13 protein-coding genes are annotated in these 12,640 nt (G+C 40.2%); 2 read left to right on the top strand and 11 right to left on the bottom strand.

The features are described 5' to 3' along the window. Positions 1-15: 15 nt before the first annotated feature. The 4 genes from IEE83_RS20850 to IEE83_RS20865 all read right to left on the bottom strand — a co-directional run bounded on the left by IEE83_RS20850 (position 16) and on the right by IEE83_RS20865 (position 3,921). Entirely contained in the window at positions 16-1,092 is a 1,077-nt protein-coding gene (locus tag IEE83_RS20850) for an NAD(P)/FAD-dependent oxidoreductase (RefSeq protein WP_194122439.1), read from the bottom strand. A 5-nt stretch (positions 1,093-1,097) separates the two neighbouring features. Further along, positions 1,098-1,802: a (d)CMP kinase gene (gene cmk / locus IEE83_RS20855; RefSeq protein WP_194122440.1), complete on the bottom strand. Its 705-nt coding sequence runs from the start codon at positions 1,800-1,802 to the stop codon at positions 1,098-1,100. Positions 1,803-1,944: 142 nt separating this feature from the next. Next, complete coding sequence (locus tag IEE83_RS20860) at positions 1,945-2,529, bottom strand: LutC/YkgG family protein (RefSeq protein WP_194122441.1); 585 nt, start codon at positions 2,527-2,529, stop codon at positions 1,945-1,947. Positions 2,530-2,547: 18 nt separating this feature from the next. Beyond that, a complete protein-coding gene (locus IEE83_RS20865) occupies positions 2,548-3,921 on the bottom strand; it encodes a lactate utilization protein B (protein ID WP_194122442.1) in 1,374 nt (457 codons plus the stop codon). 243 nt (positions 3,922-4,164) lie between these two features. Between IEE83_RS20865 and IEE83_RS20870 the strand changes: the two genes are divergently transcribed. Continuing rightward, positions 4,165-4,560 carry a hypothetical protein gene (locus IEE83_RS20870; protein WP_194122443.1) on the top strand — a complete coding sequence of 132 codons (396 nt, stop codon included), beginning with the start codon at positions 4,165-4,167 and terminating at the stop codon, positions 4,558-4,560. Between the two features lie 55 nt (positions 4,561-4,615). Here the strand turns inward: IEE83_RS20870 and IEE83_RS20875 are convergent, their stop codons facing one another. The 7 genes from IEE83_RS20875 to IEE83_RS20905 all read right to left on the bottom strand — a co-directional run bounded on the left by IEE83_RS20875 (position 4,616) and on the right by IEE83_RS20905 (position 11,287). Then, on the bottom strand, positions 4,616-5,395 hold the full coding sequence (locus IEE83_RS20875) for a (Fe-S)-binding protein (protein WP_194122444.1): 780 nt from the start codon (positions 5,393-5,395) through the stop codon (positions 4,616-4,618). Between the two features lie 4 nt (positions 5,396-5,399). Next, the gene (locus IEE83_RS20880; RefSeq protein ID WP_228101911.1) at positions 5,400-6,182 is read right to left on the bottom strand and encodes an endonuclease/exonuclease/phosphatase family protein; all 783 of its coding nucleotides are present in this window, start codon (positions 6,180-6,182) and stop codon (positions 5,400-5,402) included. Between the two features lie 184 nt (positions 6,183-6,366). Next, positions 6,367-6,699 carry an L-rhamnose mutarotase gene (locus tag IEE83_RS20885; RefSeq protein ID WP_194122445.1) on the bottom strand — a complete coding sequence of 111 codons (333 nt, stop codon included), beginning with the start codon at positions 6,697-6,699 and terminating at the stop codon, positions 6,367-6,369. Positions 6,700-6,714: 15 nt separating this feature from the next. Continuing rightward, on the bottom strand, positions 6,715-7,542 hold the full coding sequence (locus tag IEE83_RS20890) for an amidohydrolase family protein (protein ID WP_194122446.1): 828 nt from the start codon (positions 7,540-7,542) through the stop codon (positions 6,715-6,717). Positions 7,543-7,609: 67 nt separating this feature from the next. Then, positions 7,610-8,473, bottom strand: coding sequence for a fumarylacetoacetate hydrolase family protein (locus tag IEE83_RS20895; protein WP_194122447.1), 864 nt, complete (start codon positions 8,471-8,473; stop codon positions 7,610-7,612). A 137-nt stretch (positions 8,474-8,610) separates the two neighbouring features. After that, positions 8,611-9,384, bottom strand: a complete 774-nt coding sequence (locus IEE83_RS20900; protein WP_194122448.1) for an SDR family NAD(P)-dependent oxidoreductase — start codon at positions 9,382-9,384, stop codon at positions 8,611-8,613. A gap of 250 nt (positions 9,385-9,634) precedes the next feature. Next, entirely contained in the window at positions 9,635-11,287 is a 1,653-nt protein-coding gene (locus IEE83_RS20905) for a UxaA family hydrolase (RefSeq protein WP_194122449.1), read from the bottom strand. Positions 11,288-11,613: 326 nt separating this feature from the next. On the opposite strand from IEE83_RS20905, the gene IEE83_RS20910 reads away from it, so the two are divergent. Further along, positions 11,614-12,495 (top strand): AraC family transcriptional regulator, encoded by an 882-nt coding sequence (locus IEE83_RS20910; protein WP_194122450.1) that lies wholly within the window; start codon positions 11,614-11,616, stop codon positions 12,493-12,495. Positions 12,496-12,640: the final 145 nt, after the last annotated feature.

The raw sequence follows: 12,640 nt of genomic DNA on the forward strand, positions 1-12,640 counted from the left end.
TTTCTCCTGCTTACTTCAACGGAAATATAACGAAAAATACCTCTTAATATTCACTGCCTCACTCAATTCTTTATGCTGCACAAGATATTCTGAAAACTGATTCGCAAAAAACGGCGCTAATGTGACACCCTTAGTACCCAATCCGTTGAATATTCCAAGCCTTGGCTGATCAGGATGAATGCCTAACATGGGTCTCCTGTCGTGTGAAGAAGGCCTGATTCCGGCAGATTGTCCTGTGATTTTATATGGTACTTTTACTATTGGTTTGAATTTTTCTTCCAGTTCCAGCCTGGCATTTTCAGTAACATTCCAATTCAGGTTATCCCAGGAATAAGTCGCTCCTACCCTACAAGTCGAACCAGAAACCGGAAGAATAAAAATACCCTGATTTACTATCTGACTGCCCGATAATTTTTCAATATCAACTTCAAGAATCTCACCTTTAACCGGTGTGAATGGTAGCCAGCTGAAATATTTATTGTCATTGGCAAAATAACCCTGGCAAAGAATTACTTTATCAAACGTAATATTTTTCCAAATGACATGTTCTTCGGAAAAAATTAAATCGTCTGCCGAAAAAGCAGATTCCAGATACTGATTATTTTCCGAAAAATATTTTTTACTGCCATTCAGTAAAACAGGCAAATCTACCCATCCCGACTGAATTACCTCCATTCCGCCATACGGTGTATGAACATGATCAGGTATCACTTCCAGTTTGGGATCTTTTATATAAGGAGAAATCCCGGGATCTGATGTACGGGATAAATACGAATTTTGCTCTTCAATAGATCGAAAAGGCCTGAAAATGGAAGCCTGGTGAAGAATTTTACTGTTCAGCTTTTCTTGCAGTCCGGAATAAAATTTTTGAGCATAAGGAAAAATATCATCCGCAAGCCAGGTTTTCACCAGCTTTTTTCCTGTAAGCGGATTAAAAATCCCGGCAGCAACTTTTGAAGAAGATGGCAATGAGGAATCATTGACCAGCAATATTTTTTTCCCGGAATTATGCAGATGCCAGGCAAGTGAGGTACCTGCAATTCCTTGTCCTACAATTAAATAATCATAAAACGAATCAAGATTTTCTGTCATGAAGTTTACTTTGTTTCACGACCACGAAGTACCAAACCTATTTGTTCATCCGCAAGGCGAACAACCATTTCAACCTGTTCGTCCAGTGTCATTAATGAATTGTCAATAAAAACCGCATCTTCTGCCTGACGAAGCGGGCTTTCCGTACGCGTTGTATCGATGTGATCACGCATTTTCAGGTTTTCAGCAATTTCCTGCAAACCGACCAATTCACCTTTTTCAAGCAATTCAGTCTGGCGCCGCTGGGCACGGATCATCGGATCGGCTGTCATGAATATTTTCAGTTCAGCTTGTGGAAAAACAACTGTTCCGATATCTCGGCCGTCCATAACAATTCCTCTGGTTTTACCCATGCGCTGTTGTTGTGCAACCAAAGCATGGCGCACTTCCGCAACGGCACTAACGGTGCTTACCTGCTCGGAAACATACATTTTCCGAATTTCATCTTCAACATTTAATCCGTTAAGATAAGTATCGTTTGTCCCTTTAACCTTATGTCTGCGAAAAGTGATATGAATATCGCTTAGCGCTTTTTGTACTTCTTTTGGATTTGAAACAGAAATGTGATTCTGGATAAAAAACAATGTTACGGCACGGTACATCGCTCCCGTGTCTATGTAGGCGTAGTTCAGCTGCTTTGCAACTTGCTTGGCGGTCGTGCTTTTTCCGCAGCTTGAATAGCCGTCAATCGCAACAATTATTTTTGGCATACTTTTCAAAGTTTATTATTGGCAGAATTACGCAGCCAACGTCAAAATGCAACTGGTAATATCTGCAAAAATATAAGAAAGTAAGCGGGAGACGAACTTTTTTACAGACTAACTTGAAAACTATCCTTGATATAATTGATAACTAATTCTCCACTAAAAAGATAACCATACTTCTTGCTCCGTGCGCACCTATCACTAAAGATTGCTCAATGTCGGCAGTTTTGGAAGGACCGGCTATGAAACATCCCCAGCCTGTCGTATCGGTTAATCTTTTGTATGCGTCGTGCATGTTATTCACGAGTGCATTTCTTGGAATTACAAAAGCAAGATTTTGTGTAATGAAAGGTAAAGCACGATGCTGTAAATGATTATCAGAAATCCAGACCGCCCCGTTTTCCGCCACGCCAAATTCAGCCTGTAAAATCGCAACTTCAATCATTTCCAGTTCATGCGGATCAGACATTTGCAAGCTAAAATCAGCCCAATCTGCAAGTTCAGGAATAGTTGTAGCCTTATTGACAACGCCAGCGTACATTTCGTCAACTTTTGTTTTCAAATCAGCAAGCGAATTCACCACAATCACTTCTGTGTAAATAGCTTCTAATATTTCTTTAAACTTTGCTTCCGTATTTTCATAACCGCTTTCAAAGGTATAATTGAGCGGAAGTACAGATCCCGAAGGTTTGTTCAGCTTAATCTGCTGAAGAATTTTTTCACGTGAGCTCATAATCTTATAATGCTTAAATTATTCGCGGTTCCGTACATACCAATCTCTGAAACTTTCTTTCGGCGGCTCCGGCATTTCTCTTTGTTTAAACCAGGGGTTCAAAGAATTATTTACCATAAAAGGCAAAGTCCGCATGACCGAACGCCCCAACCTGCCCGACCATTGATAAAATCTTGGTTGAGACAAAACCATAGACATCGCCTTCACGCCAATTTCTTTTGCCTGCGGAACATGGCCTCCCTGAACCAAAACCTGTCTCCATTTATAAAGCTGGTCATGAATGTCAATTTTAACTGGACAGACATTTGAACAACTTCCACATAATGTACTAGCAAAGGGAAGATCCGCATTTTTGGTCATATCCAGATTCGGTGCCAGAATGGAGCCGATCGGACCAGCCACTGCATTATGATAACTATGACCGCCACTTCTTCTATAAACCGGACAAGTATTCATACAAGCCCCGCAACGAATACATTTCAGGGAATTCCGGAAATCGGCACGGCCAAGCTGAACGCTTCTTCCATTATCCACAATCACCAAATGCATTTCCTGGCCTTCTCTCGGTTTTTTAAAATGACTGCTATATGTGGTCACTGGCTGTCCGGTAGCACTTCTAGCCAAAAGTCTGAGGAAAACACCCAGATGCGCCTGCAAAGGAATAAGTTTTTCAAAACCCATACAGGCAATATGAACATCGGCCAAATGCGCGCCCATATCTGCATTTCCTTCATTGGTACAAACTACAAATGCTCCCGTTTCCGCAACTGCGAAATTCACTCCGGTTAGCGCAGCTTTACGTGTAAGGAATTTGTCACGCAAATGCTGTCTGGCTGCTTCGGTAAGATATTGTGGATCCGTTGCTCCGGCATCCGTTCCCAAATGTTCATGGAAAAGATCACCAATATCTTTTTTCTTTAAATGTATAGCAGGCAAAACGATATGACTCGGCGGCTCCTGACGAAGCTGCACAATTCTTTCACCCAAATCGGTATCAATAACTTCGATTCCATTTTTGGTCAGGAATTCATTCATGTGACATTCCTCGGTAAGCATGGATTTGCTTTTTATCATTCTGTCAACCTTATGTTGTTTCAGAATTCCAAGAACAATCTCGTTATGCTCAGCCGCATCAGCCGCCCAATGTACATGGACTCCATTGGCTTTTGCATTTTTTTCAAATGCTTCGAGCAAATCGTCCATATGAGAAAGTACATAATTCTTTATCTGGGAAGCGGTTTCACGCAAATTCTCCCATTCAGGCAATAATTTCGAAGATTTATCACGTTTTGTCCGGACAAACCAAAGGGTTTCGTCATGCCAATCGACATACGATTCATCCTTATTAAAGGTCTCCGCCGCGTCGGCATGTTCAATTACAGCTTTTGACATGGTTTTCTTAACAATTAGATAATAGTATTTTCTAAAGAATAACAATTGTACTTTTCACATTCGTTGTATTATTTCAAGTTTGCAAATTATTTAATAAACAACTTTTACAAAATCATAAAAAAGCTATTTTATTGTATTGCAATATGTTATACTTTTGAATTACAAAGTTTTTTGATCGGGGCAACAGAGTCTGATCAAAGTTTTATTTAACTTTTTTTAGACACAATTTAATTTTCACTCCTTATGAAAACCAAAAACACGCTCTTTTCAGCTGCCTTGATTGGTATGCTTATATCAGGTTCAGCATTTACTGCTAATGCACAAACCGCCATCGCAACTTCTGATAAAACTGAATCAGCTTCAAACAAACTGACAGTTCAGCAAGTTAAACCAATGCAATTCAGAGTAGCTTATATAAATCCGGTATCAAATCTTGTAAATGTTCGCATTCTTGATACTGATAAAAATGTTCTTTTTTCAGAAAGCCACCGTCCTGAATCAACTTATGTGAAATATTTCGACCTTTCGACACTTTTGGATGGAACTTATACATTCGAAGTTACGGACGGAAAAGAGAAGGCTTCACAAACGTTTGATATCTTGACTAAAACGAGCCGCGTCGTTTCTTCAATCAACTAAACGACAAGCTCTTCTCAGATTCTGATTTCCGTAAAACTTTGTAAAATGCCGGTGCTCAATGATTGGGTACCGGTATTTGTTTTTTTATAGTACTATTCAAAATCTCGGCTATGTGTTTTACCTGAACCGGAGAATTTCTTCTTTTCAAAATCCCTTCGAGGTGCAGCAGACAACTCATGTCAGATCCGGTGATATATTCAGCATGGTGACGAATATGATCAGAAACTCTATCCTTACCCATTTTCACAGAAACTGCTTCTTCACTCACACAAAAAGTACCGCCAAAACCGCAGCATTCATCTTTTCTGTCAAGATCAACCAGTTCCAGTCCCTGCACTTTTCTTAATAAAGTTTCCGGTTTGTTATAAGGCGACGCATTCAGCTCAGACATTTGTGAAAGATGCAAACCACGCTGTCCGTGACACCCCTGGTGTAATCCTACGCGATGCGGAAAATCGGCTTCAATTTTATCGATTTTTAAAACATCAGTAATAAACTCGACCAGTTCATATACTTTTTTACGCAAAATTTTCGAGTCATTTTCCCGGTTTTCAACCTTCAGATGCTCTTTGATATGCAGCACGCAGCTTCCCGAAGGAGCAACGACATAATCAAAAGCAGCGAACGAATCATAAAACAAACTGTTGCAGTCTTTTGTCAAATGCTCAAATCCGGAGTTCGCCATAGGTTGACCGCAGCAGGTTTGATTTGTTGGAAAACCAACTGTGCAACCTAATTTTTCAAGCAATTCCAAAGTCGCAATACCGACCTGCGGGTAAAACTGATCGACGTAACAGGGAATAAAAAGCCCGATTTTCAAATGAGAATAATCCATGTGTTTACCAAAATTCAATGGTTGCCATTATTGGGTAATGATCCGAAACTTCGGGATGATTTTTGATCACCTTATATTTTTTCACTCTTACCTTATTATTCATTAATACAAAAATATAATCCATCCGGTCGCCGGGAAGTCCTTCATTCCAGGTTTCCATTTGCGATCCACGCGCTGCATCCTGCCATTTTTTACGGAAAGAAAAATACGGCTGTTCATTTGGCCGTGCGCCCATGTCCATCCCAATCACAACGGGTTGAATACTTCCCTGCAACATCTGATTCACAAAAGCAGCCTGCATGGCTCTGTCCATAACAGAGGCATATTCCAGACGTGCATTACAAAAACGGAATGTCAGTTTTTTGGCCGGATGAATAAGTCCGCATTGCAAAACCCTTGCGTCAGAACCTTTTGTCATAGGCAATTTGAATTTTTGTGTTTTTTCAAAAGGCCATTTCGATAAAATCCCGACACCCTGAGAACCACTTTCCGTACTGTCAGCCACGCCATATGCATAATACATGCCCGTTTGAATGGCCAGCTGCCGCAACTGAAACTGTACTTTCCCGTTATTTTTTAAACTATCTACTGCCTGTAAGGCAACTAACTGAGGCGAGTTTTCTTTTATTATTTTCAAAACCCCCATCAAATTTGACTCGTCGTTCAAATCCAGACCATGGCGAACATTGAAACTCATTACCTTTATCTCGATCGCCCGACGAGGCTGGGAGGATAATAAAGTGATGGACAAACATATCAAGCTGATAATCAGTACTAACTTTTTCAATCTATCAAATAGCTAAGTAAAAGGATTCGGGTCAAACCATAATTTAAAACCATTAGGTTAAAAATTGCAATCTGTGCTTATTATTTCTAAGAAGTTTTCCCTGACTTTTGCTGAGTTGCTGGTGGTTTGCTAGTTTTAAAAGTTACTTTTCAACAGGCTAAATATGCTTCTTTTCAACTATCTCTTAAACAAGGGCGAATATCTGATCCATCAACATCCATTTTTCGCCTTCCTTTGCTGATGGGAGTGCCTGCTGATATTTCCAGACAAACTGCTCCCACTCCTGTACCTTTGGATTGGCCAAATCCATGGCACTTTTCTTCTCAAAACTGAAATCATCTTCGGTTTCCATAATCATGAAAAGACGGTTTTCTATTCTGAAAATTTCCATCTGAGTAATCCCTGAATCCAGAATGCTCTTTGCAATTTCAGGGCGGATCGCTTTGTGAAGCGCTTCATATTCAGCGATCATTTCAGCATCATTTACCAAATCCAGCGCAAGGCAGTATCTTTTCATTACTATTATATTTCTTTAATCGAGAGAATAAAATTTAACCGCATTATCTCCCCAGATTTTCTTCTGTTCGTCTTTTGACAACTTGGCTACATAAGTCGAAAGAATATCTTTCATCGCTCCATACTCCGCAGCAACCAGACAAACCGGCCAATCAGATCCAAAAAGAATGCGATTTGCTCCAAAAGCTTCAAAAATGATATCCAGATAGGGATTAAAATCTTCGTTTTTCCAGTTGTACCAATCCGCTTCTGTTACCATTCCGGAAACTTTGCAGGATACATTTGGCAGCTCTGCAAGCTTTCTAATATCCTTCGCCCAGCCTTCAATTTCTCCTTTTTTGATATAGGGTTTGGCAATATGGTCCAGCACGAAACGAACATTTGGAAGCTGTTTTGCAAAAATATAGCTGGCTTCAAGCTGCGTCGGATAAACCAGAATATCATAGGTAAAATTAAAAGCAGTAAGTTGTCTTACACCTTTAATAAAATCAGGTTGTTCCAAAAATCCATCCGGTTCGCCTTGTACCACATGACGGAAACCTTTCAATTTTTCAAACTGCGAACAAACTTCAAGTCGGTCATATAAATGATCAGCCCGCAAATCAATCCAGCCTACAACTCCTTTTACGAAATCATTAGATTCTGCCAGTTGAAGCAAAAACTCAGTTTCCTGGTTAGACTGATCCGCCTGAACAGCCACACAGCCATCAACACCATTTGCTTTCAAAACTGGCTCCAAATCCGCAGGAAGGAAGTTTTTACGTATTTCCTCCATTTCCGGCGTGATCCAGGAATCCCGTTGCTCGTCAAAAATCCAGAAATGCTGATGCGAATCGATTACCATTTTTTTATATTTTGATGATGGTTAAGAAAAGAAGTTTTTGATCAAAACTTCTTTTCTTAACTCTGAGTTATAACGCTTTCCAGGCAATTGCTTCTTGTCTTTGTTCGCCTAAACCTTCAATTCCAAGTTCAACTACGTCACCTGGTTTCAAATAAAATGGCGGTTTCATACCTAAACCAACACCGGCAGGCGTTCCTGTAGAAATGACATCACCCGGAAGCAAAGTCATGAACTGGCTCAGATAACTTACCAAAAACGGCACATGAAAAATCATATCTGATGTAGTGCTGTCCTGGATTTTTTTACCATTTAATGATAACCAAAGATTAAGATCATTAGCATTTGGCACTTCCGATGCTGGTACAAAGTATGGCCCGATCGGGGCAAATGTGTCGTTACTTTTTCCTTTAACCCATTGTCCGCCACGCTCTAATTGAAATTCACGTTCTGAATAATCGTTGTGAACCGCATATCCGGCTACATAATTCAAAGCATCTGCTTCTTCAACATAGCTTGTTTTTTTGCCAATAATCACGGCAAGTTCAACTTCCCAGTCCGTTTTCACAGAATTACGTGGAATGATCACCTGATCATTTGGACCAACCAAAGCAGAAGTAGATTTAAAAAATACAATCGGTTCTTTTGGAAGCTCGGTTGCACCGGATTCGTATGCGTGTTTTGCATAATTCATTCCAATACAAACTATTTTGGAAGGACGAGCGATACAAGATCCAAAGCGAAAACCTTTTTCAACGCGGGGCGATGATTCAGAATTTGTAGTCAGCCAGTCTGACAGGCGGTTAAGTCCGTCAGTAGCAAAAAATTTCTCGTTATAATCTTCACCAAAAGCAGAAACATCCAGCAACTCGCCGTTGGTTAATTCTACACCAGGTTTTTCTTGTTCGTATGCGCCAAAGCGGAAAAGTTTCATATTAACTTGGTTTGTTGTTACACAGAGAAAAAGGGAGTTTAAAAGGAGAACCACAGAATTTTTTTACAAAACTTTTTTAATAAAAAACTCTGTGCACCTCTTTTTTTCTCTGGGGTCCTCTGTGAAACCTATAAAAATTAGTTATTTAATTTTTCGAATCCTCCGTCGATCAGGTAATCGCAGCCTGTGATGAATGAGGCTTCGTCTGAGCATAGGTAAAGTGCTAATGCTCCGATTTCAGCCGGTTTTGCCATACGTCCGATTGGTTGGGTTTTTGACAATTTTTCAAACATTTCAGCTTCCTGTCCAGGATAATTTTTTGAAATAAAACCATCCACGAAAGGCGTATGAACACGTGCCGGGGAAACGCTGTTGCAACGGATTCCATCTGCCAGATAATCACGTGCTACTGATAAAGTCATGGAAAAAACAGCTCCTTTTGCAGTAGAATAAGCAAAACGGTCAGGAATACCGACTGTTGCTGCGATAGATGCCATATTCAAAATCACCCCGCCGCCTGCTTTTTTCAAATGTGGAATCGTAGCGAAAAGACAATTGTAAACGCCTTTAACATTCACATTGATCACACGGTCAAAATCTGTCTCGGCAGTATTGTCGGCTTTGCCAACGTGAGCAATGCCGGCGTTGTTTACCAGAATATTGATGGTCGCTTTTTCAGCAATTTCATCAATGACATTTATTACATCTGCCTGTTTTGAAATATCGATGGCATGTGCTTCGGCACTTCCACCTTCACTTTTAATATCAGCTGCAACCTGATTGGCAAGATCAATATTAAGTTCAAGAATATGGACATGTGCGCCCTGTTTTGCAAAGGTTTTGGATATTGCCAACCCGATTCCGCTTGCGCCGCCGGTTACCAATGCTACTTTACCAGTTAAATCAAACATGTATTTTACAATTTAATATAAGATCAAGAGTCTGTTTGAAAAGACTTTTGATGAATAACTTTACTCGAATATGACTTCACGCTTCGGGAGAAATCCCGGGAAGTTTGTCGCTCAATCAAACTCCCCAGGATAAATCCTGGGGTTAATATTAAAACTTCACTCCGGGATAAATCCCGATTCTTGGGTTAATTTTGGTACATCCCAGGATAAATCCTGGGGTTAATTTCTTATTGCTATTAGAAGTTCCTGTTTATAGAGAAACGCCTCTTTTCCATGGAATAAAATCATCCTGGCCCAATTGCTGTGCTTTTGTAAGCTCACCGCTCGCCACTTTGATCACATATTCCAGCAAATGATCCGCATTTTCTTCCAGTGATTGAGATCCGTCCACTACTGGCCCGCAGTCAAAATCAATTACATCCGGCATACGATTTGCCAAAATGGTGTTCGTCGCAACTTTCGCAACCGGGCAAATTGGATTTCCTGTTGGTGTTCCCAATCCCGTTGTAAATAAAATGATATTTGCTCCTGCCGCAGTTTGTCCTGTTGTCGCTTCCACGTCATTTCCCGGCGTACATACCAGCGCCAATCCTGGAACTGTTGCTCTTTCTGTATAATTTAAAACATCAGAAATATAAGCGTTTCCACCTTTTTTCGCAGCTCCGGCAGATTTGATCGCATCCGTGATTAAACCATCCTTGATGTTTCCTGGTGAAGGATTGAAGGCGAAAGCTGAACCTACGGCTTCTGCTTTTCCTGCATATTCGCGCATTAATTTTTCAAACTTCGCCGCTTTTTCTTCTGTTACACAACGGTTAAGTAATTCCTGCTCGACACCATTAAGTTCAGGAAATTCTGCCAAAAGTGTTTGTCCGCCTAAACCAACTACAATATCAGAAAGGTGCCCAAGTACCGGATTTGCTGAAATTCCCGAAAAACCATCAGAACCCCCACATTTCAAACCAATAGAAAGTTTTGACAAAGGAGCGTCTTCACGTGTTTGTTTATTCATTTCGGTCAAACCTAAAAAAGTAGATTTGATAGCACCGGAAACCAGTGAATATTCCGTTCCTTTTTGGTGTTCAAAAGCGTAAAACGGTTTGTTAAAATTCGGGTCACGTTTTTTGATTTCGTCTTCCAAGGTCTGCAACTCCGAATTTTGACAACCTAAACTAAGAACCGTAATTCCTGCAACATTTGGATGAACCGCGTAAGCTGCAAAAAGTGCACAAAGCGTGTTTGCATCCGTACGCGTCCCACCGCAGCCGCCTTCATGGGTCAGGAATTTAATTCCATCAACATTTGGGAAAGGGCGATTTTTAGTTTGCTGTTCTCTTGTTGGTTCCGAAAACCCGCCAAGATTCTGCATTTTCGACATATCACCGGACTGATATGCTTTCAAAAATTCTGCAACCTGTCCGCGATACATGTCTGTTTGTGCATATCCAAGCTCACGCTCGAAAGCATCTTTCATGATCAGCACGTTCCTGTTTTCACAAAAAACAAGAGGAAGTACCAACCAGTAATTGTATGTTCCTACGCGACCGTCCGCACGATGATAACCTTTGAAAGTCCGGCCTTCCCAACGACTTACGTCTGGCTGGGTATATAAATATGGTTGACGATTTGCAGTGCTGTAATCCTGAGAATCGTGTTTTAGATTAAAAGTTGTGATCGGTTCACCACGTTTGATTGGCTGCTTCGCGCGACCTACCAAAACACCGTACATGATAATTGCCCCACCGGTTTCTATATCTTCCGTTACAAATTTGTGTTTGGAAGAAACACCATAAGGCAGATGATAACTTACCCCGTTCCATTCTGCCTCTGCCCCGGTTGGTAAATCCCTCAACGCTACAATAACATTATCAGAGGGGTGAATTTTTAAAAGATTGGACGCCATAGTACTCTCAAGAGAAAATATATATTAATAAAGTTCATGATTGGTGATTTGAATAACTTCTTGCAAAGCAACATTTCAGACTACAATAAGCAGACGAAATAATGAGCTTTTACCCGGTTTACCAAAAGCAGCCAACATTAATATATACTGCAAAAGGGCCTAAATAGTACATCAAGTTAGCCAAAATAAAAATACCAATATTTTCTATTGAATTTTTATACAAATGAATAGAAATATTAAAAGGTCATGTTTCACTATTATAGCATATTTTTCAATAATTTTGGCATAAAGTAAGTGATAAGTTCACAAATCATGACATTATAACTGTGAAACCGCAATTATTAAAAGTCCCCAAAGGTTTGCAGCAATCTTTCAGCATCAGAAGAGATGTTGTTTTATATTTCTACAACCGCTGGCATTATCATCCTGAAATGGAACTTGTTCATATTGAACAAGGCTCGGGAACTCAGTTTGTAGGCGATAATATCCAGCATTTTCAAAGCGGAGATCTTCTGTTAATTGGATCAAATTTGCCGCATTACTGGCGTTGCGACGAGAAATATTTCAGGGGTGATTCCAAGCTATATGCACAGGCAACGGTTTTACATTTTTCGGCTGAATTGTTTGGAGAGGTTTTCCGAAATCTGCCTGAGAATAAATCCATTAACGAATTGCTGGATAAGGCAAAATATGGAATGAAGTTATCAGGTCCGGAAAATCATCTTGTAAAGTCATTATTACAAAATCTGCTTGATCAAAAAGAGGGAAATCCAGTTATTTCTCTGCTGCAAATCCTGGAAACGCTGGCGCAAAGCAAGGATATCAAACTGCTTTCCAACAGTCATTATCAGGAAGAATATGATCAGTATGATACCGACAGGATTAATCAGATTTATAAATATTCACTGGATAATTTTCAACGAAAAATTTCTATCGAAGAAATTGCAGAAGTTGCCAGTGTCAGTCCGCATTCTTTTTGCCGGTATTTCAAAAGTCGAAGCCGTAAAACTTATTCTCAGTTTTTGCTTGAACTACGTATTGGTCATGCCTGTAAGTTATTGATTGATGGGAAACTGAGTGTCGCACAAATCTGCTTTGAAAGTGGGTTCAACAACTTCGCTAATTTCAATAAATACTTTAAAATCCATACGGGGAAAAGTCCGCTGCAGTATCTAAAAGGGTATCGGGTGAGCCCGGTGCTTATGTGAGGTTTATTTGTAGTCTTTTGAGATTAATTTATTTTTTCGAAGCTTGATAGTTTTTGTTACCCGTCTAGACGCCCCCGTCCGACGGAAGAAAAAACCGTCGGACGGGTCGCCGGTGCCAAAATCTTGTTTGAGAAAGTCTATCTTC

It is taken from the genome of Dyadobacter subterraneus (assembly GCF_015221875.1).
Taxonomy (GTDB): Bacteria; Bacteroidota; Bacteroidia; order Cytophagales; family Spirosomataceae; genus Dyadobacter; species Dyadobacter subterraneus.

Excerpts from the sequence above, each read along its gene's own strand:
- IEE83_RS20890 (WP_194122446.1), bottom strand. The coding sequence starts at position 7,542 with ATGGTAATCGATTCGCATCAGCATTTCTGGATTTTTGACGAGCAACGG.
- IEE83_RS20850 (WP_194122439.1), bottom strand. The coding sequence starts at position 1,092 with ATGACAGAAAATCTTGATTCGTTTTATGATTATTTAATTGTAGGACAA.
- IEE83_RS20905 (WP_194122449.1), bottom strand. The coding sequence starts at position 11,287 with ATGGCGTCCAATCTTTTAAAAATTCACCCCTCTGATAATGTTATTGTA.
- IEE83_RS20865 (WP_194122442.1), bottom strand. The coding sequence starts at position 3,921 with ATGTCAAAAGCTGTAATTGAACATGCCGACGCGGCGGAGACCTTTAAT.
- IEE83_RS20895 (WP_194122447.1), bottom strand. The coding sequence starts at position 8,473 with ATGAAACTTTTCCGCTTTGGCGCATACGAACAAGAAAAACCTGGTGTA.
- IEE83_RS20870 (WP_194122443.1), top strand. The coding sequence starts at position 4,165 with ATGAAAACCAAAAACACGCTCTTTTCAGCTGCCTTGATTGGTATGCTT.
- cmk (WP_194122440.1), bottom strand. The coding sequence starts at position 1,802 with ATGCCAAAAATAATTGTTGCGATTGACGGCTATTCAAGCTGCGGAAAA.
- IEE83_RS20875 (WP_194122444.1), bottom strand. The coding sequence starts at position 5,395 with ATGGATTATTCTCATTTGAAAATCGGGCTTTTTATTCCCTGTTACGTC.
- IEE83_RS20900 (WP_194122448.1), bottom strand. The coding sequence starts at position 9,384 with ATGTTTGATTTAACTGGTAAAGTAGCATTGGTAACCGGCGGCGCAAGC.
- IEE83_RS20860 (WP_194122441.1), bottom strand. The coding sequence starts at position 2,529 with ATGAGCTCACGTGAAAAAATTCTTCAGCAGATTAAGCTGAACAAACCT.
- IEE83_RS20885 (WP_194122445.1), bottom strand. The coding sequence starts at position 6,699 with ATGAAAAGATACTGCCTTGCGCTGGATTTGGTAAATGATGCTGAAATG.